The organism is Photobacterium rosenbergii, from assembly GCF_033022775.1.
GTDB lineage: Bacteria > Pseudomonadota > Gammaproteobacteria > Enterobacterales > Vibrionaceae > Photobacterium > Photobacterium rosenbergii_A.
Window position 1 is genome coordinate 440,979 of the sequence record NZ_JAWJZI010000002.1, and the last position, 25,608, is coordinate 466,586.

Sequence of the window (25,608 nt, forward strand, 5' to 3'; positions counted from 1 at the left end):
TAACTGGGGATGAGTTCCCCGAATTCGATGCCACTGAGCTAAATACTGGCATCTGTAATTACCGGTGAGCATGTAGATGCTCACCGGCGTGCAAACTACGTTAGCCTAAACACGTCTAGAAATAGAACCGGGTACCAAAGAAAAAGCGAGTAAAGCTGTCTTCCAAGCCATCTCGGGTAACGCTAATATCGTCTGTTGCAATGTTGTAGTTGACTTCTGCACTGATGGCGACGTGTGGGTTGATGAAGTATTTTATCCCGCCCGCGAGCTTGATGTTGAGCGCAGTGATATCTTCTGAATCCAGATCAATACCGTCAAAATCACCACCTTCGAAACTTAATGTCGCAAGCTGTGCTGCAGCACCTAAGTATGGTACCCAGTTTGATTCATTTGTGAAGTTATATTCTGTGAAAACACCAATATTGAAGCTTTTGTTATTCTCACTCATACTTCCGTCAAGGACACCCCCTAACTCCCAGTCATCGTAAATAAAATAACCATAGGAAGTATTGATGACGAAAAGATAATCATCGACATAGTCGAAGTCGAGGCTACCTTGCAGGCCAAATTCCTGAGTCCCTTTTTTAAGTTCAACTGCTTGGGATATAGATGGAAGAAGGCTGGAAGCAATGAGCAATGCCACTATGTTCTTTTTCATATATTACCATCCATGTTATTAACGACATATTAATAGTAGCCAAAACTTATAGGATAGCTAGAAAGCCCCTATTTTTTTTTAGTTTCCATTGAGTTGTTCAGCACCATGTCACATGGCGGGTGTTGTAGAAGAGCGTCGAGTGTACTGCTGAGCCATAAAAGTGAAGGGGCACTGCGTTTGCAGGCACCCAATAGTATTATTGAAGCTTTTGACCGCTCGACGTACATAGGAAGGCCTTTTGGGGTTCCCTCAGGGATTATCAATAGATGTGCAATATTATTGCTTCTCATAAACTGATCAATACCAGCCTTCAGGTTGGGAGAGTAGTATACTCACATAGGAAGATAATGGGTTACGTAGCTTTTCTGCTTAAGACGTGTGAGAAAAAAACAGTAATATTATTAGTATACTATGCTGATGAATGTGGGATAATTTAGCGTGAAATAACTTGGTAGAACCATATTATTTCTTTAATGACAGAAGGTGTTTCACTTTACGCTTTTTTATTAGATGGTTGTGGATATGGTAGATAGTCAGACATTGAGTACGCAAGATAGGGTTCCTGTATTAATCTCGGATTTAATACGCGCCGTAGAATCAACTGAAAGTATCGATTATTTAAGTGAATACCCTGAAAACGAACTGGCAAGCCTTATCGAGTCAGTTAACATCAATTACAGGAAAAAAATCATTGATGTTATACCTCCTGTCAAATACTGGTCGATAATCAATCTATTGCAATACGAAACCGCAAAGCATGTTCACAAAACGCTTACAGGTAGCCAAAGGGAAGAGAGGCTAGAGTGTATTACAGAACCTGATGTGATCATGTTTGCTGAATTTTTGCCTGATGGTTTTGTTGATGATTATCTTTTACGTATCAGTACAGATGATGCTGTATTTATTCAGCAAGCATTGTCGTATGATGAAAACTTGGTAGGCAGATATGCTGAACCAAGCTTTCTTATTGCATCGACAAATAACAGTGTGGGAGGAATAAGAAAAGAAATTGCAAAAAGAAAAGAAGAGACAATCAAGGTGGTTATTATAAGGGATAATTCTGAAATAATGGGCATCGTGAATATAGAGAGTATTCTCAAGTTTGAATCTATTGTGAAGTTGAAAGATATTGTAATTTCGAGTTCTGTTATCGACGCAAATGAAGATATCTATGAAGTAGGAAATCAAATACCTCATGATGGCTCGACAAACTACTTTCCTGTAGTGGCTGGCAAGAAAATTGTTGGTGTTTTACCCATATCGGTTGTACTGATGCATTTGAAAGAAGTGGGCCTCAAGGCTGTAGTCGCAGAAAATGTAAAGAGTGAGGAAGATTTATTCACGCCCCTTTTATTGGCAACCAGATTACGGGCGTTATGGTTATTCATTAATCTGTTTACAGCATTCGCTGCATCAGCAATCATTGGTTTATTTGATAATGTTGTAGAGCAGGTCGTTGCCCTCGCAGTGTTGATGCCTGTGGTGGCGAGTATGGGAGGCATCGCTGGAAGCCAAACCCTAGCAGTTTCAATCAGGGGAATTGCATTAAACCACCTGCATCAGAGCAATATCAAGTTACTGGTCAATAAAGAGCTGAAGATTGCCGCCATTAATGGTTTCGTCATGGGAGCGTTGATATCTTCTATTGTATATTTTATCTTTGATTCTATGGGGTTAGCTTTAATTATTTTTTGTGCAATACTTGTGAACAATTTGGCTGCGGCAGTTTCCGGCACTCTCATCCCTTTTAAGCTCAAACAAAAAAATATCGATCCTGCAGTTGCAGGGTCGGTGATATTGACAACAGTTACAGATGTCATCGGGTTTTTTGTATTCCTGGGGCTTGGTGCGATTTTTCTTATTTAATGATTGATTACAATGGTGCATGTGATTTTCAGAGTAGCAAATTGCATGCTTCGTTTATCCAAACAACTTACCATTTCCGTATTGTTCTATAAGTGTTTATCAAGTTAGATTTAAATTACAAACTAAAGTTACATTATGGGCAGGACAATATCTCCTGTACAACTTTAGCCGCCCCTATGTGGTTAAGTGTCAATAATCATATTAGCGTTTTTTAGCGACCTGCGGGCTATTGATAAAACTTTGAATACCTGTTGTTATTAGCGTTCTATAATTATGAGTTACTAGGTAACAATGAAACGAATTTTAATCTTTCTTAGCTTTAGTGCACTGGCATTTGTTACTTTTGAATCTAGCAGCAGTTCCCTCCTAGAATGCCCTGTGTATGATAGTAAAACAGACAACAATCATCACCGAGATAGTGATTTTTCGGACTTATTAGGGTGGGGGTTGCACTTTGGTTATACTCACTCTGCACAAACTGTGAACGACCCGAAGAACATTTCAAATCATGTGTTACGCGTTGAACTCAGAGAAAACGATCTGTTTCGTACGCGCACTGGTGATTTCTATCGTGCAGAAATTTATGAAAATTACAGAGCGCAGTTTGGGGTAGGAATACAATATAAGTTCAAAGTACTCATTCCTAATGAATGGGAATTTGATGATGTTAGAGCTTTAATTGCGCAATGGCATGCCACTCCAGATCGTCATCTCGGTGAGATCAGTCGAAGCCCGAACTTAGGCATTGAATTACGAAATGACCGTTTTTTGATACGAACCCAAACGAGCCAATTACCGATCAATCTTGATAACAAAAATGGAATGACTAGGCGACAGCTTTACTTAAGTGAGCCAATAAAACAAAACCACTGGTATGAGTTTGATATCAAGGCCAAGTGGGTGCCTTCAGAGTTAGGGTATATTCACATCAAGATTGATGGTGAGACGGTTGTCGATTACCAAGGGCCAACCAGTTACTATGATTGTCGCGGGCCGTATTTTAAAGCGGGAATATATCGTGATTACACTCCTAATACATTTGTGATCTACTTTGATGCGTTTTCTCGACAGCGACTAGATAATTAGCAGTAACTAACTGCTTTACATGCGTATTTTGAATAGTCTGATAACGTATAATGGCAAACTGTGTCTGTAAAACAAAAGGGAGCCAGAGCATATCGACTGAGATCCCACATATTTATGTAGTACATAAGATCTTAAATTATTTACATGGAAAAAAAGCTGCCATCAGTCCAAACAAGGCAACCCTGTTTTAAATATAATTTAAGTAACAAAGTCGCCTAACCCACCCAAACCTATTTGCTTTCAGAGATGTGTTTAATTCGCCTTTCTTCCATCTCTTGAGAGTAGGTATTAGCCTTTACTCCATAAATAATCTGTACGTGATGTTCATCAAGAATCACAACACCATGTGCCCCGTGATTTTTGAGTGCTTTTTGGTCGACAACTGAGGTGTTTTTAAGAGTTAACCGGAGTCTGGTAGCACATGCACCAGTTTCTACTAGGTTGTGTAGTCCACCAATCGCCTCCATGACCGTGTCAACATCCTGTTCAAGATGGGGGTTAACTTGCGTTAGCGCTTTCACTAATCGCTTGATGGCTTTAAGCATCGGTAATAGCTCGAAAAGTAAATGGTCAGAGATTGTACTCCTGTTCGGGTCATGACTCAAACCAGTGGTTTCGTGTTAATATTGTCACCCCCCGAATTTCTGATTACTTTTAACTCATGGCTACTATCCAAGTTCAAGGTCGTTTCTGCAATAAAACTGACCCCCGTTCGTATACATGGAAAAGGGCATTTAGGCTTTCCTCGCTTTAGATGTCTCGAATGTAGAAAAAGCTTCCAACTCGATTACGTCTATGGAGCGCGTAAGCCAGATGTAAAAGAAAAAATTGTAGATATGGCAATGAATAGCTCGGGCGTTAGGGAGATAGCCAGAGTGTTGAATGTGGCGTACAACACAGTATTGAGCACTTTAAAAAACTTTCGCCAAAGCAATTGACCTCAATCCCTTTCAATAGAGCAAACATCACATTAATCTGTGAAGTTGATGAACAATGGTCATTCGTAGGAAGTAAAAAGAATCGCCGCTGGCTTTGGTATGCATGGGAGCCACGTTATAAGCGCAACATTGCTTACGCATTTGGTAAACGTAATACGGATGCATTCCGAGTGCTTCTGGTTTTACTCAAGCCTTTCGACATTAGCTTTTTTGCACAGATGACTTCAGTGTCTACACGAAAGAGTTACCAAGAGAAAAACATATCGTAGGGAAAAGGTTTACTCAACGAATTGAGCGAGAGTTCTATTGGTAATTCAACCGATTTGAGTCATGACCGAAAAAAAGCTGCCATCAGGCAGCTTTTGAAAGTTTCAATACTTCTTGTTATGCGTTAACCGCACTTAGAATCGCCACAGTTCAAGCAGGTCTGGCAGCCGTCTTTGACAATTACCGACTTGTTGTGGCACTTGTAGCAAAGTGTCGCGCTAGGCGGGAAGCTGCTTGATTCTTCCTCGGTTTCTTCTTTCTTGCCTTCAAGCTCAGCTTTTTTGGCATCAAGAAATGCTTGCTGGTGCTCGTCGACGTCTGGTTTGCCCAGCATGCCGATTTCAGTCAGGTGCTGCTCGATCACGTTGCCAATTTCAGCGATCAAAGAAGGTACGTACTTGCCTTTGTTCCAGTAGCCACCACGCGGATCAAACACAGAGCGTAGCTCTTCAACCAAGAAAGTGCAGTCGCCCCCTTTGCGGAATACCGCAGACATGATGCGGGTTAGGGCAACAATCCACTGGAAGTGCTCAAGGCTTTTCGAGTTAATGAACACTTCAAATGGGCGGCGCACCTCGTGCTCGGTACCTTCATTTAGCACAACATCATTAATCGTGATGAATAGCGAGTGCTCCGAGATATGTTCAGGTGTTTTGAGCTTGTAGGTAGTACCAAGTAGCTTTTCTGGGCGCTGCATGTCTTCATGCATATGCTGCACTTCATATTCTGGTACAGCGGGTGCAGGTGCGGCCTGTGGCGCTTCTTGCTCTTGGCTCTTTACTTTGAAGGCAACAATCTTGCCGTCGATTTTCTTTGTCATGTCTTTCTAACCTGTACCTTAAAATTTACCGTAGTAGCCTTCTTTCAAGGCATCATAAAGGTTTGCAGCGGTATGTGTTTCGCCATCGTATTCGATTTCTTCATTACCCTTGGCTTCAAAGGTAGAGCCGTCTTCTAGGGTGAAAACGTAGGTAGTGTTTTCGAGATCTTTCTCTTTCACCAACACGCCCTGGAACACTTCTGGGTTGAAACGGAAAGTTGTACAACCTTTCAAGCCCTTGTCGTAAGCATCCATGTAGATGTCTTTGAAGTCCTCGAATGGGAAGTCGGTCGGTACGTTGGCCGTCTTCGAAATCGATGAGTCAATCCAGCGTTGGGCTGCAGCTTGTACTTCTACGTGCTGGCTCGGCGTGATGTCATCCGCAGTAATGAAGTACTCCGGTAGCTGGCACTCTTCATCAGTGGTGTAAGGCATCGCTTTTTTGTTAATTAGCTTGCGGTAGGCTAGCAATTCGAAGCTGTAAACATCCACGCTTTCTTTGGATTTCTTGCCCGGTACGATAACGTTACGGGTGTAGTGGTGCGCAAAACTAGGTTCGATACCATTACTTGCATTGTTTGCCAGAGACAGTGAAATGGTGCCTGTTGGCGCAATTGAGCTGTGGTGCGTAAAGCGACAGCCGTGTTTCGCAAGCTCGTCAACCAACTTAGGCTCAATTTCGCCAACCTGCTGCATGTAGCGGCTGTACTTGGCGTGAAGGACCTTACCTTTGACTTTGTCACCGACTTTAATGCCGTCTTGGGCCATCTCTGGGCGCAGACGCAGCATCTTGGCTGTGATTTCGAACTCTTCGTCCATCACAGGGGCAACGCCTTTTTCTTTGGCTAGCTTCAGGCCTTCTTTCCAACCAGTGATCGCCATTTCCTGAGCCACTTGCTCGGTAAAGGCTACAGAAGCAGCGCTGCCGTATTTGTGCTTCAACATGGTAGTCGTTGAGCCAAGACCCAAGAAACCCATACCATGACGACGCTTGCTGATGATTTCGTGGCGTTGCTTTTCAAGCGGAAGCTGGTTGATTTCTACCACGTTATCCAGCATGCGGGTAAAGATAGCGACGACCTTGCGGTAGGCATCCCAGTCGAAGTGGGCATTGTCGGTGAAAGGTTCGCGGACAAATTTTGTCAGGTTAACCGAACCCAGCAAACAAGCACCGTAAGGTGGTAGTGGTTGCTCACCACATGGGTTGGTCGCGCGGATCTCTTCACAGAACCAGTTGTTGTTCATCTGGTTCACTTTATCGATCAGGATAAAGCCCGGCTCGGCGTAATCGTAGGTCGATGTCATGATGACATTCCACAGATTGCGAGCAGGAAGGGTACGGTAGATTTTACATGCTACACGGCCTTCAGCATCCTCAACCAGATTTTCTTTGGTTGGCCAGTCAGCCCAAACAATGCTGTCGTCATTGTCCAGATCCAGTTTGTCCTGCTTCGATTCTTTGGCTGTGATCGGGAAAATAAGCTGCCAAGAATTATCGTTCTTAACCGCCTCGATGAAGTCTTCAGTGATCAGCAGTGACAGGTTGAACTGGCGAAGGCGTCCGTCTTCACGCTTGGCACGAATGAAATCGATGATATCCGGATGGCGGATATCCATGGTACCCATCTGCGCACCGCGTCGACCACCGGCAGAAGAGACGGTAAAACACATCTTGTCGTAGATATCCATGAAAGAAAGTGGGCCAGATGTGTATGCGCCTGCGCCGGATACAAAGGCTCCGCGAGGGCGCAGGGTCGAGAAGTCGTAACCGATACCACAACCGGCTTTTAGTGTCAGACCCGCTTCATGAACTTTGCCGAGGATATCGTCCATTGAATCTTCAATGGTGCCAGATACTGTACAGTTAATGGTGGAGGTCGCAGGTTTGTGTTCGAAGGCACCTGCGTTTGAGGTGATGCGGCCAGCTGGAATTGCCCCGTTACGGAGTGCCCATAGGAACTCGTTATACCAATGATCTTTAGTGTCATCGTTCTCTAGATCTGCCAACGCACGGGCAACGCGTTTGAAAGTATCATCAAGCGTGACATCAATAGCTTCTCCGTGCTTTGATTTCAAACGATACTTGCTGTCCCAAATTTCCATTGAAGTGGATTGGTACTCGATATCGACGGCTTGAGAGACTTCCGAAGCGGTTGGGGATTTCGCCATTATGAATGCACCTTACTGTTATCATGTTGTGTTGCTGTTAGCTAGAAACAGGGTTATCCAACTCTAATTTATAGCTTACTCACCCTGTTGAGCATGGAGGGTGAAAACCAGCAAGGCGCAGATCAAACCACTAACCCAGCAGATCTTCAAGTCTTGACAAGACGATAATACGCCTTTGTAACCAATCGGTAATACTAGCGATCTTTATAGATGGATTGGTTGTAAACGAGCTTGGTGAAATGTGATCACATCGCTCGACAATGGCAGAAAAGGTCACGAGCGTAATATTGCTAGTGTGTTGATTTTAAAATAACTTATCACTTCAATTTGCATATTGATCTGACTTTGATTGATCATGCCTGTGGCGAAGAGTCAGATATGGGGCGGGTGGGATTACTTCGGAAAAGCCTCGTGGCCTAGCTCACCGAATAGTACAGCCCAGAAAAGGACAAACAGGATGTTGCTGCAAAGTGCCGTGCTCAAAAATAGGGGCACCGAGAGGCACCCCAAAAGTGTCAATTAGATTCGACAAAATGAACACAATTTAGCGAGTTAATACCTTAGAAGTTGTAACGCACTAGCAAGCCTAGCTCGTTATCTAGCTTGGCATCTGAACCTGTAGCTGTTTTGCTGCTGGTATCGATTTTGTATTCTGCAGCAAGGATGATTGGACCGGTGAAGTATGCCGCACCCACTGTCGCGTAAGCATATTTTGCTTTGGAATTATCATCTTCAAGCTGGTTGTAACCACCTAGGATCTGGAACTGGTTGATATCGTAAGAACCGAATACTTCAACACCCGTTGCAGACTTGATCAAGCCATCATTGGTAACACTGCTGTTGGTGAAGTTAGATTTCTTGAACGCGTCATTTGATGTTTCGCTCTGGTGGTTACGGAACTCACCATAGTTAGCAGCAAGGTTTAGGCCATTGTGCTGGTAAGAAATAACGGCGTTAGCTACTTTTGCATCTTCACGATCATCAAACTTAGTTTCACCGTATACACCGCTTAGGCCGATGATACCCATACCGGTATCGAAGTCATAACCGGCCATTGCTTGGTAGCCATAGTCACGGTCGTAACCGATTTTGTTACCATCATCATCTTCGCCGATGTTTGAGTCCTGGAACTGGTACTGAAGGCCAACCTGAACACCGTAGAAGTTATTGCGGTATTGAATCACGTCATCCGCACGGCCTGTGCCATGTACGCCACCGTCGCCAGAAATACCGTCGTAGTTACCTGCGGTGTCACCACCGTAAATCCAGAACAGGTCAGTTTTGCCTGTTACATCGTAGTGAACAGACCAGGCTTTACCTATGGTGAAGTTACCGAAATCTTCGTTGTCAGCCGTGATGTAGCCCAAACGGTTTGAAAGATGGCTGCCTTCAGAGCTGTTTGAAAGCGCGTTATACGCCCACTCAGCACGAGTACCGATATCCCAGCCACTTTCCAGTGCATGGGTGTAGCCGAAGTTAATACGTGATGATTGGTTATTAAGGCTCGAGTCACCATCAGAGAATTTCGCGCTTACTGCCAAACGGCCACCAACAGAGAAAGTGTTAGTGCCATCGTTATAAACTTCCAATGCATGTACAGACGATGATGCTGCCGCAGCTGCCACTGCTAGGGCAATGAGCTTTTTATTCATTTCTTATATCCTAATATTTAATGCTGTGTCACACCTTGTAAGTGCTTGTTTTACTTTTTATTACTAAGTTCCCTGTAGTAATAGTGAAATGATCTTAACGCGATGGGATTAAAGAAGATTTTATGGTTAAGTTGTTGTATTTACTTGGCTTTATTTTTTCTTTGTTACGTTTGTTACAGTCTTTTTTACGCTCTGATGGCAAGAGAGTATTAATGGTAACGTCATAAAAAAAGTTATTTTTTCATCTGTTGAGCTTTAGAATTTTTTGCTATTGATTACGCTAATAAATAGATCAAGAAATACTTAATCTTGTTATCAGAGCGTAGTTGATTTTAATGATTTGTTGATTTGAGTGAGGGGAGAGAACAGAAACTTCTGCCAAGAAATGAGGCGTTTACTAGAGGTAATGACAAAATAGAGCTAAATGTCCAGTTTTAATGAGCTATAAAGCTATAAAGCTATAAAGCTATAAAGCTATAAAGCTATAAAGCTATAAAGCTATGAGCTAAAGCGGGGATATGCAGGGACGTTAACAGTGTCTGAGCTGACATTTGTCAGCCCAGACAGCATCGTTTATTGCTTCTCAGAAAGGAAGCGAATGGTATTAGCTAAATCTTCCAAACTGTCGTGAGCGCCATTTTGTACAAGGTATTTACCTTTGACCAAGAAAGAAGGTACCGAGGTAATTTGTGCATTTTGCTCTAGCTGATTAGCGCTAGTCATCTGCTGATAGACTTGCTCTTTTTGTTCATCATTTAGCTCGAACGGGCTGACTAGATCATATTGGCTAAAGATCTCGTCTAGCTTATTTTTCCGGCCTTCTTCATCCAGATCGGCTGCTTGCTCTTGAACAAAGCCAAACAAAGACTCTTTCAGCTCTGGCGAAGGTTTACCGTTACTCTGAACTGCTGCAGTGTAGTAAAGGTATGCCGCATACTGTGCGCTTTCATTGAAAGTGACATGCACTTGGTCAATTTCTACTTCAGCCAGCTTTTTGATTTCCGGTAGCATCAGTTCCATATTACGACAGTGGCCACAACCAAGGGAGAACACTTCAACCACATCGGCAACGCCTTCCGTTGGTGTCGCAACGACCGTGTATTTGACCCCTTCCTTAGGCATCTCATTTTCACTACATCCTGTAAGTGCCACTAAAAGGAATAGGGTAGAGGCAAAGATTTTAGTTAGTGTATTCATACTCATATTTGTATTGGGTATTAAAACAGTAAGTATGGATGAAAATGACAGCGAGATCGCTAACAAGAATCAATTTACTTGTATCTCGTGTAAGTAAATCCTTTCATCACAGTAGGTAAGGCTTGATTTGTTATCGTGAACTAGTGTATTGATATGAGGCCTGTTGCTTAGCAGGTTAGTGTTACCAAAGGCAACGAGTCTTCACAGGAGTGGTCATGATCGTCATTTATGGAATAAAAAATAGGCTCAATCCAATAAAGGCAAGGCTATCTGATGTTATACAGCATTGTATGAATCAAGCTCTAGGACTGCCAGAAGATAAGCGTTCACACCGATTTATTCCCATGGATAAAGAAGACTTATATTTTCCAGGAGGTCGGAGTGAGGCGTACACAGTCATTGAAATCAACATGATGAAAGGACGTAAGGAAGAGACAAAAAAGCAGTTAATCAAAGCGCTGTTTAGAGAAATTGAAACAGAAATTGGTATTTCGCCAATTGATATTGAAATAATCATTAAGGAACAACCTGCACATTGTTGGGGTTTTCGAGGTATGACAGGTGATGAGGTGAAAGACCTCAAGTATAAAGTAAGCGTATAACGCGTATTGAGTGGTAAAGGAAAATTTTGACAAGGAGGTAAAATGTTCCCGTTTGATATTTTTGTGGCATACACCTTGGCGTGTGTTTTACTGGTTATCTCTCCTGGCCCTGATAACTTGCTTGCGATTGGTCGTGGATTAAGCCAAGGGAAGCGTGCAGCCGTTGTCTCCGGTTGCTCTTCTGGGGTGGGTATCTTATTTCATGTGCTAGCTGCTACATTTGGTTTAACATTGCTTATTCAAACCTCTGAAGTCGCTTTCTATATTGTTAAAACTATTGGTGCTGGATATTTAATTTGGTTGGGTATCAAAGTGCTCCGCTCCAGAAGTCTATTTTCTTTGAAACCGGCCAAAAAGCAGTCATTAGCATCGATATTTTCAACTGGCTTTCTTTCGGCAGCCCTAAACCCGAAGCCTGGTATGTTTGTGTTGGCCTTCATACCTCAATTTATTAATCCAGCCCTTGGGTCAGTGACGTTACAGATGATTATTTATGGTGTGTGGTTTGCTATATTAACCGCAATAGGCTTCAGCTTGATGGGATTGTTCTCTTCGCAGTTGAGTCGTTGGTTTAGTAACAAGCCAAAGCTAGTGTCCGGTTTGAATATAGGCGCTGGCGTCACGTTTGTTACTTCTGGGCTAGCTATCGCTTTGATGAAGCAGCGGTGATATATGTTATGAACAAAGTACAGAAGGAATATCTCGAACAGTATTTAGCCACATTAACGCCAATAGAGCGAGATGCCATACCTGAGGCTATCGCGGAGTATTTTTGCGCTGATGAATACAATGCTAATGAGTGTGCGAGGTTAATCAACGCTGGTATCAAGCGAGCATCTTGCAGCTTGAAAGCGGGGTATGATGCCGAGGATGAGCCCTTGCCAAAAATTGGACGACTATCTGTTGTGCTCAATTGGGCACAGGAGCCGGTTTGTATTATCAAACTTAAAGACATTTCAATTTGCCCTTTCAATGAAGTCACGCCGGAGTTTGCAGCTCTCGAAGGAGAGGGTGATCTGTCGTATCAGTGGTGGCGAGATGCCCATATTGCATTCTTTACTAAGTATGCGGCCAGTCTTGGTATGGAGTTTACTGAGACGTCTGATTTAGTGTTAGAGCGTTTTGAGAAGGTATATCCACTTTAGAGCACGTGGTCTGTCATAAACTCGTTATTGAACAATTGGCTAATTTCAGTATGATGGCCGGCTTTTCTTGGTGCGGAGGATAGCATGTTTATCGGTTTTGATTATGGAACAGCCAATTGCTCGGTAGCAGTGATGGAGCAAGGGCAGCCACGCATGCTGGCGCTGGAAGGCGAAAACAGTTTTATCCCTTCGACACTCTGTGCCCCGACGCGAGAGGCGGTGAGTGAATATCTTTACCGTCATATGGGTGTACAGCCAGTTGATGAACTGGGTGAACAAGTTCTACGTCGAGCAATAGCCTTTAACCGTGAAGAAGACATCATTGTCGAAAAAGGCGATCTGCTGTTTGGCCAGGCGGCGTTAGATCTCTACCTTGAAGATCCTGAAGAAGTCTATTACGTAAAATCACCCAAATCCTTCTTGGGTGCCAATGGGTTGCGAGATGTGCAGATCCGATTCTTTGAAGATCTAGTCTGTGCCATGATGCGCAATATCAAGCAAAAAGCAGAGACCCAGCTTGATAAGGCGATCACCAGCACCATGATTGGTCGTCCGGTCAACTTCCAGGGTACCGGCGGTGAAAAAGCCAACCAGCAGGCAGAGGCGATTCTGCGCCAGGCCGCGAAGCGTGCAGGATTTGAGCACATTGAATTTCAGTTTGAACCTGTCGCTGCGGGTCTTGAGTATGAAAGTACCTTAACTGAAGATAAAATCGTATTGGTAGTTGATATCGGTGGTGGTACTACCGACTGTTCGATGATCCAAATGGGACCAAGCTGGGCAGGCAAAGCCGACAGAACGGATAGTTTGCTGGCTCATACTGGTTTACGCGTAGGTGGTAATGATCTTGATATCTATTTGGCGTTCCGTCAGATAATGCCGCTACTAGGGCTGGGGACCAAAACCCAGAAAGGCATCGATATGCCAATTGGTCAGTTCTGGAATCCGATTGCCATCAATAATGTTGTTGCCCAAACTGACTTCTACGGTTCTGCCAACCTTGCAGTCTTGAAGCAATTACAGCGTGATGCAGCTGAGCCTGAAAAACTAATGCACTTGCTTAAGGTTTACCGTGAGACCTTGGGCTACCAGCTCGTTCGTAAGGCTGAAGAGTGCAAAATTGCATTGTCGGACACTACATCGCATCGATTGGCTCTATCACACCTATCTGATTTGCTGGAAGTTGAGGTGAGCCAAGATCAAATGGCCCATGCAATTGAAGCGCCGCGCGTTCACATCAGCCAGCTGGTGACAGATGCCATCGAACAAAGCGGTATTAAACCTGATGTGGTGTATATGACAGGCGGCACGGCTCGCTCGCCAATTCTGCGTGCTTGTATTGAGCAACAATTGCCATCAACACCAGTTGTTAGCGGTAGTTACTTTGGTTCGGTAACTGCAGGTCTTGCCCGTTGGGCTGAGCAGTGTTTCAGATAAGAGTTTATCGTTCACTTAAATAACCAGTTAAAAAAGCCTGACTATCAGTATCCATTGTGGTTGGATACATTGATAGTAGGCTTTTTCTTTAAGTATTAGCTTTGAAGGAAAAGCTAATCTTAAGGCTTCTTCACCCAGGCACTGCACCAACCATTAGCGTTGACGGCTTTGCCCGGAAAGATCCCGCATGGACGCCATTCATCGCCATCATTACCTTGGATCAAGGCACAGTTAGCGCAGTGCTTTTCACTATCAGGTGATTCATGGACGTATTGAAGGGCTTTCGCTTGGGGATCGTCTTCTGTAAGTTGAGGCAAATCTGCTGCATGAGCAGGCTTAACCAACAAATCCTTACCGACAGTCATACCAATGACACTGGCAAGCCCTAGCTTGAGGAAATTCCTTCTATTCGCTGTTTTCTTCATATTACGACCTTCTTATTGCTCACAGGTTTACGACATTGTTTTTATTTTTTGGTACTGCATCAAAAGGATAATACGGATCGAGGCACTATGTTGGGTCAAAAATGTGATGATGTTAATGAGTTTGTTATATTTCGTGATTACACTTTGCGCAACTGTTTAATGAGTCACAGATGTTTGGGATGACTGATAAGTGAACAATTAGTGGGGCAGTGCTTGAATTGTATACTAAGATGCTGACAAATAGGGCTTGATCTGAAACAAGCTTTTACAGATTAAGCTTGTTCAAGGGTTGCAACATTTTCTTTACAAGCGCATTATCTTGCGTCGAGTACAGCGAGTCATAAGGATAAAAAATGGCAAATTTGTTTTTATTAGATATTGATGGGGCGCTGGTGGATTCCAAAAACCTAGAGTTGGATTGCTATGTTATAGCAGTCAAAGACGTGCTAGGGATTGAAATGGACACAGATCTTTCCCATTACTCCAATCTTACCGATGCCGGTGTGTTAGATGAACTCATCGCCAGGCATGGTATTTCTGAAAGCCGTTCACTTATCCATCGTAAAGTAGAACACCGTTATTCTGAGTTGGTTCAACAAGCCATTAAAGAAAGCCCAGAGACAGTCAGTGAAGTGATGGGAGCCAAGGCGTTTTTGGACCAGATGCAAGATCAGCAAGACACTCATATTGCCATTGCTACAAGCAGTTGGGCATCGACGGCAAAAATGATGCTTCGTGCAGCAGGTATAGATATCAGCAATGTGACGTTTGCTTCATCTTCTGATGTGTTGAGCCGCACAGAAATCATGGCATTGGCTGCATTTCGCGCCAAACAAGATTCTGGTGTTGTGTTTGACCGCCGTGTCGTTTTCGCCAATGGTGAGCGCAACAAGAATGCCTCGCAAGAGCTAGGCTATGACTATGTGGAAGTTGGTAATGTATCGGGCAATCATCCCCATATTCCGAACCTGACACATTACCAGGCAGCGTTTTCACGACTAGCATTATCCGCATAGATTGCGGAAATTAAGCGTGATGTGAGAATCATTCCAGATTCTTAACTCTTTGGGCGTAGTGCGGAAAATTCCGCATATAGTATAAGCAGTTATTTTCTTTTGTTTGCATTCAAATTGCTATGCTAATTTTACGCCCAATGGGTCTCTTATCTCTTTCTCTATTTATTACACCTATGTTTCTATCTCCTTTGCCATCCCATGCAGCACAGGAGGAAATCCCTTATTGCCACCGCTATGCAGATTTTGATTTCCCTGACTATATGGCGCTTTGGAATGAAGATGATCCTGATTTAACCGCATCAACTTACTTTTCTATGTTGAATATGGCGGCAAGTAGTGCCGATAAAACATTTCTCAGTGAGCTCCTCAGCCAAATAGGGCATACTTTTGTGATTCGTGGAGATTTCGAACAAGCCAAATACTATTTGGATCAAGCTGAAGTGTATTTGGATGATGCCAAGCCTCGGGCAAAAGCTTATTACTTGAAGGAAAAAGCTCGCTATTTTTCGTATACCCAGCAACAAGAGCTGGCGAAATATTTACTATTGGAATCATGGAAAATCTCTGATGAAGAGCAGTATGAGCAATTGGCTATAGAGACGGCGCTCGATCTTAGTGAAAACAACATAGCACTACTGAATCAAGAGGATAGAGAACACTGGCGTCAAATTGCTGAAAAGCTAGCAGAATCGGTGCAAGATGAGCGGGCTAAAATCTGGGTATTGCAGAATCAATCACGTTTCATCTAAGTGTTTTATTAACTCTCTCTCATCGTAAGATGATTAGATAGAAGTCTCTATAAGTTCTATGCTAAATGGGAGTAGACAGCGAACTTGGAGTAATATCACATGGATGAGAAGTGGGTTCTGCAATGGTTTAACGATGTATGGTCAAACGCTAACAGTACAAAGCTACAGGAGTTAGCCACTGATCCTTTTCATTTCCACGTACCGGGTGGAAAAAGCTATCTCCTCAGTCATACCGAATACCTTAATTTTATAACGGTATGGGGTCAGCGCTTTAGAGAGGTCACTTTCCGTATTATTGATACGATTAAAGATGAGAATAAAACGGTTGTCGTTTATCAGTGTCATGCGTTGTATTGTGGCGGATGGGCGAAAATCCCGGCAAAAAAACAAAAAGTGATGATGACTGGCATGGCTTATTTCAAACATCAAGGCGATAAAATTGTCGATTGCCGACTAGAAGACAGCAGCTTTGATTTATATCAGCAGTTAACCCGCCGCTTAGAATAACAACACCCCGTGTGATTACCTCAACACGGGGTGTTTTTACGGCTGACGAAAGCCAGTGAAAAGATTAAGCTGTTTGTAGGTTAGCTGGTGGTGGTGTCAGTTTTTGGAAGAACTCACGCGTCTCTGTCACAATCACTTCGCGTAGCAAGATCAAACCGATTAGGTTAGGGATTGCCATCAAACCGTTCACGATATCGGCAATCAGCCAGATCATATCCAGTTTCATGAACGCCCCCGCCGCAATCAAGACCAAGAAGAAAATCTTGTATGGCAAGATAGCTTTCACACCGAATAGGTATGTGATGCAGCGTTCACCGTAGTAGTTCCAGCCAAGAATAGTGGTAAAGGCGAAGAACATCAGACCGATAGTCACCATCATGGGACCGATAAAGCTCGAGTCGAGACCGCTTGCAAATGCGTAGCTAGTCATTGCCGCGCCGGCGTAATCACTTTGCCATGCACCAGTTACCACGAGGGTAAGGCCGGTCATAGTACAGATGATGATGGTGTCGAAGAAAGTACCTGTCATCGAGATCAGGCCTTGCTCAACACAAGAGTCGGTTTTCGCCGCTGCAGCTGCCATAGGCGCGCTACCTAGGCCTGACTCGTTCGAGAACACACCACGGGCAATACCCGATTGGATAGCAAGCATAATACCTGCACCGACAAAACCACCGGTTGCAGCATGGCCGGTAAATGCCGACTGAATAACAAGCTGAATAGCTTCAGGGATAGCACTGTACTGAGAGCCAAGCACAATCACACAGGCAATAATGTAGAACACTGCCATGAAAGGAACGACTTTACTTGCTACCTTGGCAATGGATTGCACACCGCCAAGTGTCACAACAGCGACAAGGATAGTGAGTACAACCACAGTGATTTCCCGTGGGATTTCAAAGGATAGGTAGGCAGCATCGACAATCGCATTGGCTTGAGGGAACGTACCGATACCGAAGCAGGCAACGCCCAAAGCGAATACAGCAAACATGCGAGCTAGCCATTTTTGACCCGTCCCTTTTTCGATGTAATACATCGGGCCACCTAGCATTTGGCCGTTAGCATCGACTTCGCGGTATTTAACTGCCAGCAGGCATTCTGCATATTTGGTTGCCATACCGAATAAAGCGGCAAGCCACATCCAGAACAAAGCACCAGGACCACCGAGTTTAATCGCGGTGGCAACACCGACAATATTACCGGTACCAATAGTGGCGGAAAGAGCCGTACATAGCGCGGCAAAGCTTGAGACGTCGCCGTCAGCCTTGCTGTTCTTATTTCCCTTAAACAGGTAGCCCAAAGCGAGGGGTAGGTAGCGGATTTGGATCAGTCCAAGGCGAATTGTCAGGTAAACGCCTGTACCTACTAGCAAAAGAAGTAGTGGTGGGCCCCAAACGAGGTTATCGATAGTCTGTAAGAAGTTATATAGTGGGTTCATTTTCTCTTTACCTTTAAACATCAAAGGAAGAGATAAAGAACAACAGTTATACCGTTGTATGGTGTCTCAGAATGTTGGTGTTACTTTCTGTGCTGTTGATCTTATCTCCTCTGTCCTTTTGCCTGAGAGTTTCACCTGAAATCAGGTTTGCTCCTTCGGCGTCCGATTTAACGGATCTCTCCAGAGGCTCCTCCAACAACAGTCCATACCTTACTTAGCAATTGACTAAGAAGGTGCCTGAAAGATTTACTGACCATTGTTTGCAGTGGCTGCAAACAGGATAGTGAGCTTACTTCTTCGGCGGGCTCGATACTTCGTCGTTTAGACGGCGTACTTGCCACTCTCCTGCTGTCTTCATCGGAACTCAAATTTGCCAAGACATACTAATAGATAAAAATGCGATTGTCTTCAAAAAATTCGACAAAATTTAAGAAGATGAATTGACGTGCTAGATAATTATGCGTCCTTTTTCATTTGAGTCGGGAATATCAACCATCTTTATTGAGGTTTGTTATCCAGCCCGCTAACGATAGCATCAAGCAGCTGGTTCTGGTGATCAGAGGTTGCTTCCCATAGGAAAATGCCTCCCAGTTGATGATTGCGGACATATTGCGCTTTGGCTTTTGCTGAGCGTGGCGATTCGAACGAAATGTAATTCTTGGATGTCGGATGATAGAGTACGGCTGCTTCCGCCTGTTGATCGTAATAATACACATATCCCAGCTTGTCGCTTTCAAGGAAGTGGCGCGATAAGTCTTTGAAGCTGATTGAGCCCGATTCGGTAAGCGATGCAGGCAGGCCATTTTTCTGAATGGCCTTTAGTGCCTCTAAACTATCTTTATCGGCATTCGCCACACCTTTCCAGCCTCGCCCATATGAAGGGCTACCAACAATGATTTTCTCTTTAGGCACAGATTGCTGGACAAGATATTTAACTTGGCTGTCTACGGAAAACCCTTTCGGAGTGAGTGGGGTTTCAAATACGTTGGTGTGATGGCCAACACTTGAACTCCAAGGTCCAAGAAAGTCATAACTCATCAGATAGACAAAATCTAACTGTGGGGCAGTGGCTTGCCAATCGATACTTCCTTGATGCCTTGGGCTAGCATTGAAGGAAATAGACAGCTCAAAATGCTGACGCTTTTCATTACCTAACCGATCAAGTTCCGTTTTTATGCGTTGCAGTAGTTGTGTGTAGCCTTGTTTTTCAGTTTCTCGTTCTGATAGCCCGTTGCCCGATAAACCATAACCTCCAGGGTATTCCCAGTTAACCTGTACCCCTCCGAGGAATGAGTAGGTTTCAAGTAGAGTACGGATACTCTTTGCCATAGTGGCTTGATACTGCGGCTTGGTTATTACGGTGTGAAAAGGCTCAGACAGGGTCCAGCCGCCAATACTGGCAATAATGGTTAAGTCAGGTTGTTGTTCCTTCAGGTATTTGAGTTGGCCAAAGTTGCCCCGGTAATACACCTGGTGCGAGGTGTTACCTTTTAATTTGGCTTTGAGAGCGGCATGCTCATCTAACACAACAACATGACCTGGCGGCTTTCCTTCACAGCGCTTTTGCATGAGTTGTTGAACGTTTTCTGGTGAGTGGGTGACAGGCCCGCAGACCGCAAGAAAAGCATAAATGATGTGGGTTACATCATTTGTCGTTAGCTCACTAAGTTGAGGGGAGGTTGAGTTATAGATTTTCCAATCGGGATAGTACAAGGCTAGTTGCTGTGAAGAAGCCAAACTATGCGCTGATTGGACAAAGAGAGCTAGAGCGGCAAAATAGTAGTAGATTTCCTTGTTAAAATACCCGTGTTTCATCTCTCGCCCCTCGTAACACATTTAATCAATTGCTATCAGAATAAAATGTCAGAATTAGTGCTGATAATGCTATCGACTTTAAAAAGTTGTGATGCAGTTTGTATATGTTGATAGTGCGTTCACTGCAAATGTGTTGATATGGTCTTTTTCTTGCTTATGAGGATAAGCGCTATAATTTTGTGGTGTGCGTGGTGAAAAAAGGCAAAAGGTGAATTTAATAAAATACGGTACGGATTAATTTGTTAGATTTAATTTTCATATAAAGAGTATTTTAATTCATTTTTGCTATATATTTTGAGATTTTAGAGGCAGATATGCGCTTTAAGCTGTTGAAGTCATCGCACTAGCAGAATATTTTGAGAAAACCGCGTTAATGTTGCTACAAATTTGCCTTCTGGAATTTTTTGGGTTTATAGACGTTAATTATCTATGTGCCGTCACTTTTTTGACGGGCATAAAACTATAAAAAGATCGACGAAGATTTATGACAGGGAGAGTTCAGACAGACAAAGCGTTTGTAACTTTCTTAATAGATTAAGGTGAAGCTGTGATATGGGTTAGTTGTAGCCACTTCGATAAAGTGGCAGAAGCGAAAGAAAACCTAAAGATGTCACATGATGTGGTGGACGTCTCACCTTTTGAGCTGTTATCAACCATGACAGGTCAGGAGTTGATCTTCCTCGAGGTCATAGACTCAACGTCGAATGGTTTTGAATTGCTACAGTCGGTGAAAAGCCGTTTTCCGCAAACCAAAGTCGTGGTGGTATACCATAACCTAGATGCCGACCTTGCACTCAATGTGCTTCGTGCTGGTGGTGAGGATGTGATTGCTGCTAATGCGACCAAACAAGAAATCGATGCTTGCTTCAGTAGGCTTCATACCCACAATGTCGTTGCCGAGCCTGTGCAGGGGTTTGAGCAGCGTGAACTTTCTATCAGACCGGCACTAAAGATAATCGATGAGAACATTAGTTCCCCGCTGAGGGAAGAAGACCTCGCCAATGCATGCCATTACTCGCCAACCTATTTCTCTCGGTTGTTTCATAATGTCATGGGTGTCACATTGAAGCAGTACATTATCAAGAAACGGTTGGATTTAGCGTGTGGCCTTTTGAGCTCTGACAGGGAAAAGATTTCCCAGATCGCTCACTCAGCAGGCTTCAAAGATGTTTCCTATTTTTCTAGGGTATTTAAAAAGCATATGGGCTGCTCACCCGGTGAGTTCAGAATGCGAAAACATAATCTACATACCTGAGTAATCAACCTAAAATGATTAAAGAACAACCTATTACGTATATTAGTAGGTTGTTTTTGCTTTTATTGAGTACGAGCCCTCAACTTCTCTCGCCAAAAGCCGATAACATTCCCTGCTTTTATGAATCGACATTGCTTATAGCTTTTTGGTATGGGTTATTTTTAAAGGCAGTAAAATGCATTTAGCAATATATGTGTTTGTCTGCATATAATGAAAGTGGGATGTTCGTTCAAAAATGATGCTTGCGGTAAGAATGGAATGACGACGTATTTCGATATTCTAGGAATTAATAAGAATACGCCTCTGGCTGACGTAAAGCGACGTTATAAGTTGCTTTCGAGTCGGTGCCACCCTGACAAGGGAGGCTCAAAGTCAATCATGCAGTTGATAGGCCAAGCCTATGAAAAGGTTTTATCTGGGCATGGTCATGAAGAAGCGGTTCAAGTTGTTTACTTGAAGTCTAATAAGCAGGCTGAGGTCTGGAAGAAAAAGTGTCAGCATCTCGAAGAGATAAATCAAAGTCTTCAACGCCAAAATGACGAACTTGAGAGAAAACTAAAAACGGCACAAGAGAAACAGAAAGAACAAGAAAAAGCTTCACCATCTGATGACGATAACAATTACAAACAGATGATGGAGGAGGAAATGCAAACCTTGCGGCGAGAAAATCGCCGTTTGCAGTCGAAAGTGGATAGTCTACGCCGTGAAAAGCGCAGTGACAGTAAAGAGGTTATGAAGCCAGAGCTTTCAGGCCAGCTTGTCGTGGCCTCTCAGAAGCTCACGCCTGCTGTGGCAAATCAAATCAAAGCGATTGGAAGAAGCCGTATATGGGGGCGCTTGGCGATGCTGGGTGTGCCTGTCGGGCTGGTATGGCTGGCGATGGGGCCAGGCAAAGAGCCATTGGTGAGTGTTTGGAACAACATAAATCCGCCTCCGCAAACAATGAGTAAACCAACGATGCGCTTACTTCACCATGATCCAGCCGTGAGTGAAGAAGAAGCAAACAAGCAAGTTGTTTCGACGGATAATACTCAATCGGCTGAAAAGAAAATTATCCCTGTCATCCAACTCAGTGGTGAAGTGGGTATTTGGCAGCTGAAGAAATTTGTTAATACGCCTAGCTATTACATCAGCGTACGCAGTGAAAAGGGCTCTTATGTGATAAAGAGCTGTAACAGTGACTTCCAGTACTACAAGAATACTTTACAGCGCTCGGGCAGGATGGCTGCCAATCTCATTTATACCCGAGATGAAAGGCATTTCGAAATTTACGATATCCCTTATGGCAACGGCTCTTTTGCCCATAATTGGGCCAAGAGCAAGAGCTTGCTGATCAACAACGAATACTTCCCAAACAAGAATTTCGCCGCGTCTTACAGCAACCTGCAGCAACATTGCCAATAACATAAAGCCAGCCCAACAGATGAGCCTGTTGGGCTGGCTTTTGCCTTTACATCATTAAGTGGTTAACTTGCCGTGGCACTACTTAAATCGACACTGCGAACAGCGAGAGGTTTGTACTTAACCGCCAACTTGAATGCGGCAGGGACAAAGTAAAACGAGACTAGGGTAGTGAGCAGGGTACCGCCTGCGATAGCCACAGCAAAGGGGGGCCAGAAGCCTCCGCCTGCGAGGATCAATGGCATGAAGCCACCTATAGTGGTAATCGTCGTCGACGTAATATGACGGGTACAACTCATGACGGCGACAACAATGGCATCAAGGTTACCTTTGCTCGCGTCGGGACTACTCTTTAGCTCAGCCAGAATTACGATAGCAGCATTTATAGCCAGGCCGACAAGGCCCAGCAGGCCAATGATAACGGTAAAACCAAATGGATAGCCAAAGGCTGCCACCGACAATAGCCCCAATCCAGCCGAAAGAATACCGACAAAGAAAATCACCAAGCTCAACCGGAAAGAGTTGAAAGACAACACAACGACCATGACCAACAAGGTAATGACCATTGTCAGGTTAGCCATCAGGTTGCCGACGGATTCATTGCGCTCTGCGGACTCACCGCCAAACTCAATACTGTAACCACTTGGTATGCTTGCGCGATATTTCTCGAGCTCTGCCTGGAAATGTATCAAAGCGGTTTGTGGCAGCACGCCTGCCCGGATATAGCCTTCAATCACGTTCACACGCTGGCCATTACGGCGAGGTATGGCACCTCTGCTTGGTGTTAGTGATAAATCAGCGATCGCAAATACCGGCAAGCCCATCAAATCACTCTCGGATTTCACCGGAAGCGGTAGGCTGCTCAACTGACTCATGTGCTCTCGGCTTTCATCGCTGACCCTAACGCGTACAGGGATGGACTCCGTCGCCTCGATAATGCTGCCACTCAAACGTCCGGTGAAAGTCGCTTGGAGTAGATCAGCAAAATCTTTAAGACTTAAACCACTAAGCTGACTGGCCTCTTCGTTGACATTAAGCCATACCTTAGGCGTACCAGGTTGTAGGGTTTCCCGGGTATGGGTGACGTTAGGTGTGCTTGCCATGATTAGACGAATGTCTTCACCAATGGCTTTGAGCCTGTCTAAGTTAGGGCCGTATAAACGCACTTCCAGCGGAGCATTGAAAGGAGGACCTTGTTCGAGCTTACGTACCAGGATCTGTGCATTGGACATTTGCTTATCAAGATCAGCCTGTAGGGTCGGGATCATGGTGTTGGCTATCTTGAAGTCACGCACTTTGACCATAGCTTGGGCAAAGTAGGGCGCACCTTGTTGGCGGCTGACCAGATTGTAATAGAACGAAGGGAAGTTACCGCCGACAATCCAGCTTACCCGCTCTACGCCCTCATAGTCTGCCATGATTTTATCAACCTGCTTGGTCGCTTCCGATGTTGCAAAGATACTGGCCTGAGGGGGTAAGAACAGTTGGATTTCAAACATATCTCTATCAGATGGTGGGAAGAACTGCTCAGTTAAGGTGGTTGCCGCCCAAAAACCGGTAAATGGCAGAATACAAACTAACCCAGCAGTGAGTAGAGGGTGTTTGATTGCATATCTAATTGAGCCTTCAAAACGCTTGCTCACCGTCGGAATAACAATCCCCGTATGGTACCAGCGTTGCCCCTGACTGATAGAAGGCAATAATCGGGAAGCGAAACCGGCAACCAGCGTATGGGAAATTAAGTACGAGCCAACGAGGGAGAAACACACGGTGATCGCAATAGCGCCAACGAACTCACCGGCAGGGCCAGGCATCAGAAATATCGGCGCAAACGCCAATACTGTAGTCAGCGTCGAACCGAGCAGTGGGATCCACAAATGGCGGATAGCCTGCATAGCGGCTTCAATTTTGGCTTTGCCTTGCTGGCGGTAATGTTGAATGGTGTCGACCATCACGATGGCATTGTCGACCATAATTCCAAGGGCAACAATCAAGCCGGTTACCGACATTTGATTAATTGGCAGCCCAGTGAATTTCATCATCGACAACGTTACTAAGCTAGTTAGTGGCAATGAGATAGCAACGATGATCGCCGAACGGATCCCCAAGGTCAGCAACAGTACGAATAGAATGATCGAAAAACCAAGCAGCAAGCTTTGGTTAAGATCGGAAAGACGAGTTTCCGTGTAGCTTTGCTGCTCAAAAATGACCTCAACGTATACATTGGAAGGTAACTGCTGCTGGTATTGATCAAGCAGCCGATTCATCCGATCAGTCCACTGATCAACACGAAGCGTTGGTTGCATCCGAGCGGCAACAATAATCGCAGGCTTACCGTTTACTACGCCAATTTCAGACGGAGGAGAGGCGGCTTTTCGTTCAACCTCGGCAATATCTTCAACGCGAATTAAGAACCCGTTGTCATCCATAGCGATAGGAACACGACGAACCCTGTCTAGGGAATCCAACGAGTCTGAAACTTCCAAGGCAAAGCGATTATTGCCATTAACCAACTCACCGGCGGAGTTTTTGGCATCTGCTTGATCTATCGCTTGTGATAAAGAAATGGCTGAGCGCCCGAGAGCACTGGTAGCGGCAGGGTCTAACGTGACTTGAATCTCTTCATCGGGCAGGCCATAGACATCAACAAACTCAACCCCGCTCATGATCCGCATGCGGTTACCTAGCTCGATAGCATAACGGCGCAAGGTGAGTAGATCTGGCTGGCTATCTCCTTGCCAGGTCAGCGCGGTGATCATGGTAAAGGCATAACCATGCTCGTTTTGCAGATCGGGTACGGAAGCGCCTGTAGGCAGTGAAGGCGTCACATCAGAAAGCTTGTCACGGGTTCTCGACCATACCGGCTCTGAATCGGTGATTTCGTCGTTGAGCTCAACTCGGATAACCGATATACCCGGCCTGGATACCGACGAGAGCTCTTTGATCTCTTCCAACTGACGCAGTTCGGTTTCGATCTTCTCGGTGATCAATGCCTCGACCCGTTCTGCAGTCGCTCCCGGGAAGTGGGTGATGATGCTGGCATGACGGTTGTGAATGACCGGATCTTCGGCTCTTGGTAAGGTGGTAAGTGCAGAGAAGCCTGCAACAACCAAGAGTGCTATCGCCAATACCAATAGGCGGGTATTACTGATTATGGCTTCCATC

At 44.5% G+C, this 25,608-nt stretch carries 21 protein-coding genes, 1 pseudogene and 1 riboswitch; of the genes and pseudogenes, 12 read left to right on the top strand and 10 right to left on the bottom strand.

From position 1 onward, the window contains the following. Positions 1-115 precede the first annotated feature (115 nt). Entirely contained in the window at positions 116-658 is a 543-nt protein-coding gene (locus R2X38_RS06155; RefSeq protein WP_317521299.1) for an outer membrane beta-barrel protein, read from the bottom strand. Positions 659-1,180: 522 nt separating this feature from the next. Between R2X38_RS06155 and R2X38_RS06160 the strand changes: the two genes are divergently transcribed. After that, complete coding sequence (locus tag R2X38_RS06160; protein ID WP_317521300.1) at positions 1,181-2,524, top strand: magnesium transporter; 1,344 nt, start codon at positions 1,181-1,183, stop codon at positions 2,522-2,524. 291 nt (positions 2,525-2,815) lie between these two features. After that, positions 2,816-3,610: a polysaccharide lyase gene (locus tag R2X38_RS06165; protein WP_317521301.1), complete on the top strand. Its 795-nt coding sequence runs from the start codon at positions 2,816-2,818 to the stop codon at positions 3,608-3,610. Positions 3,611-3,840: 230 nt separating this feature from the next. Here R2X38_RS06165 and R2X38_RS06170 read toward each other — a convergent pair whose 3' ends face one another. Continuing rightward, positions 3,841-4,155, bottom strand: coding sequence for a glucose PTS transporter subunit EIIB (locus R2X38_RS06170; RefSeq protein WP_317521302.1), 315 nt, complete (start codon positions 4,153-4,155; stop codon positions 3,841-3,843). A 116-nt stretch (positions 4,156-4,271) separates the two neighbouring features. Between R2X38_RS06170 and R2X38_RS06175 the strand changes: the two are divergent. Then, positions 4,272-4,846 (top strand): annotated as a pseudogene (locus R2X38_RS06175) (IS1 family transposase); the annotation flags it as partial. A gap of 93 nt (positions 4,847-4,939) precedes the next feature. On the opposite strand, the gene R2X38_RS06180 reads toward R2X38_RS06175, so the two are convergent. The 4 genes from R2X38_RS06180 to R2X38_RS06195 all read right to left on the bottom strand — a co-directional run bounded on the left by R2X38_RS06180 (position 4,940) and on the right by R2X38_RS06195 (position 10,653). After that, positions 4,940-5,635 (bottom strand): NrdJb, encoded by a 696-nt coding sequence (locus tag R2X38_RS06180; protein WP_317521303.1) that lies wholly within the window; start codon positions 5,633-5,635, stop codon positions 4,940-4,942. Between the two features lie 18 nt (positions 5,636-5,653). Continuing rightward, complete coding sequence (locus R2X38_RS06185) at positions 5,654-7,804, bottom strand: adenosylcobalamin-dependent ribonucleoside-diphosphate reductase (RefSeq protein ID WP_317521304.1); 2,151 nt, start codon at positions 7,802-7,804, stop codon at positions 5,654-5,656. Between the two features lie 560 nt (positions 7,805-8,364). Continuing rightward, complete coding sequence (locus R2X38_RS06190; RefSeq protein ID WP_317521305.1) at positions 8,365-9,456, bottom strand: porin; 1,092 nt, start codon at positions 9,454-9,456, stop codon at positions 8,365-8,367. A gap of 573 nt (positions 9,457-10,029) precedes the next feature. Continuing rightward, positions 10,030-10,653, bottom strand: a complete 624-nt coding sequence (locus R2X38_RS06195) for a thioredoxin domain-containing protein (RefSeq protein WP_317521306.1) — start codon at positions 10,651-10,653, stop codon at positions 10,030-10,032. Between the two features lie 215 nt (positions 10,654-10,868). Here R2X38_RS06195 and R2X38_RS06200 point away from each other — a divergent pair, with 215 nt between their 5' ends. The 4 genes from R2X38_RS06200 to yegD all read left to right on the top strand — a co-directional run bounded on the left by R2X38_RS06200 (position 10,869) and on the right by yegD (position 13,837). Further along, positions 10,869-11,255, top strand: coding sequence for a tautomerase family protein (locus R2X38_RS06200; protein ID WP_317521307.1), 387 nt, complete (start codon positions 10,869-10,871; stop codon positions 11,253-11,255). 42 nt (positions 11,256-11,297) lie between these two features. Further along, positions 11,298-11,924 (top strand): LysE family translocator, encoded by a 627-nt coding sequence (locus tag R2X38_RS06205; protein WP_317521308.1) that lies wholly within the window; start codon positions 11,298-11,300, stop codon positions 11,922-11,924. Positions 11,925-11,932: 8 nt separating this feature from the next. After that, on the top strand, positions 11,933-12,400 hold the full coding sequence (locus R2X38_RS06210; protein WP_317521309.1) for an ASCH domain-containing protein: 468 nt from the start codon (positions 11,933-11,935) through the stop codon (positions 12,398-12,400). An 84-nt stretch (positions 12,401-12,484) separates the two neighbouring features. Continuing rightward, positions 12,485-13,837, top strand: a complete 1,353-nt coding sequence (gene yegD, locus R2X38_RS06215) for a molecular chaperone (protein ID WP_317521310.1) — start codon at positions 12,485-12,487, stop codon at positions 13,835-13,837. Between the two features lie 119 nt (positions 13,838-13,956). Here the strand turns inward: yegD and R2X38_RS06220 are convergent, their stop codons facing one another. Continuing rightward, positions 13,957-14,262 carry a high-potential iron-sulfur protein gene (locus R2X38_RS06220; protein ID WP_317521311.1) on the bottom strand — a complete coding sequence of 102 codons (306 nt, stop codon included), beginning with the start codon at positions 14,260-14,262 and terminating at the stop codon, positions 13,957-13,959. A 353-nt stretch (positions 14,263-14,615) separates the two neighbouring features. On the opposite strand from R2X38_RS06220, the gene R2X38_RS06225 reads away from it, so the two are divergent. The 3 genes from R2X38_RS06225 to R2X38_RS06235 all read left to right on the top strand — a co-directional run bounded on the left by R2X38_RS06225 (position 14,616) and on the right by R2X38_RS06235 (position 16,534). Continuing rightward, on the top strand, positions 14,616-15,278 hold the full coding sequence (locus R2X38_RS06225) for an HAD hydrolase-like protein (RefSeq protein WP_317521312.1): 663 nt from the start codon (positions 14,616-14,618) through the stop codon (positions 15,276-15,278). 119 nt (positions 15,279-15,397) lie between these two features. Next, the gene (locus R2X38_RS06230) at positions 15,398-16,027 is read left to right on the top strand and encodes a hypothetical protein (protein WP_317521313.1); all 630 of its coding nucleotides are present in this window, start codon (positions 15,398-15,400) and stop codon (positions 16,025-16,027) included. A gap of 99 nt (positions 16,028-16,126) precedes the next feature. Beyond that, positions 16,127-16,534, top strand: a complete 408-nt coding sequence (locus R2X38_RS06235) for a nuclear transport factor 2 family protein (protein ID WP_317521314.1) — start codon at positions 16,127-16,129, stop codon at positions 16,532-16,534. Positions 16,535-16,598: 64 nt separating this feature from the next. Here R2X38_RS06235 and R2X38_RS06240 read toward each other — a convergent pair whose 3' ends face one another. After that, the gene (locus tag R2X38_RS06240) at positions 16,599-17,972 is read right to left on the bottom strand and encodes a sodium:alanine symporter family protein (RefSeq protein ID WP_317521315.1); all 1,374 of its coding nucleotides are present in this window, start codon (positions 17,970-17,972) and stop codon (positions 16,599-16,601) included. A 100-nt stretch (positions 17,973-18,072) separates the two neighbouring features. Beyond that, positions 18,073-18,166, bottom strand: a riboswitch (glycine riboswitch). Positions 18,167-18,470: 304 nt separating this feature from the next. Continuing rightward, positions 18,471-19,787: a glycoside hydrolase family 18 protein gene (locus R2X38_RS06245; RefSeq protein ID WP_317521316.1), complete on the bottom strand. Its 1,317-nt coding sequence runs from the start codon at positions 19,785-19,787 to the stop codon at positions 18,471-18,473. A gap of 547 nt (positions 19,788-20,334) precedes the next feature. Between R2X38_RS06245 and R2X38_RS06250 the strand changes: the two genes are divergently transcribed. Beyond that, a complete protein-coding gene (locus R2X38_RS06250; protein ID WP_317521317.1) occupies positions 20,335-21,042 on the top strand; it encodes a DNA-binding response regulator in 708 nt (235 codons plus the stop codon). 258 nt (positions 21,043-21,300) lie between these two features. Beyond that, positions 21,301-22,446: a DnaJ domain-containing protein gene (locus R2X38_RS06255; protein WP_317521318.1), complete on the top strand. Its 1,146-nt coding sequence runs from the start codon at positions 21,301-21,303 to the stop codon at positions 22,444-22,446. Between the two features lie 62 nt (positions 22,447-22,508). Here the strand turns inward: R2X38_RS06255 and R2X38_RS06260 are convergent, their stop codons facing one another. After that, a complete protein-coding gene (locus R2X38_RS06260) occupies positions 22,509-25,607 on the bottom strand; it encodes an efflux RND transporter permease subunit (RefSeq protein ID WP_317521685.1) in 3,099 nt (1,032 codons plus the stop codon). Position 25,608: the final 1 nt, after the last annotated feature.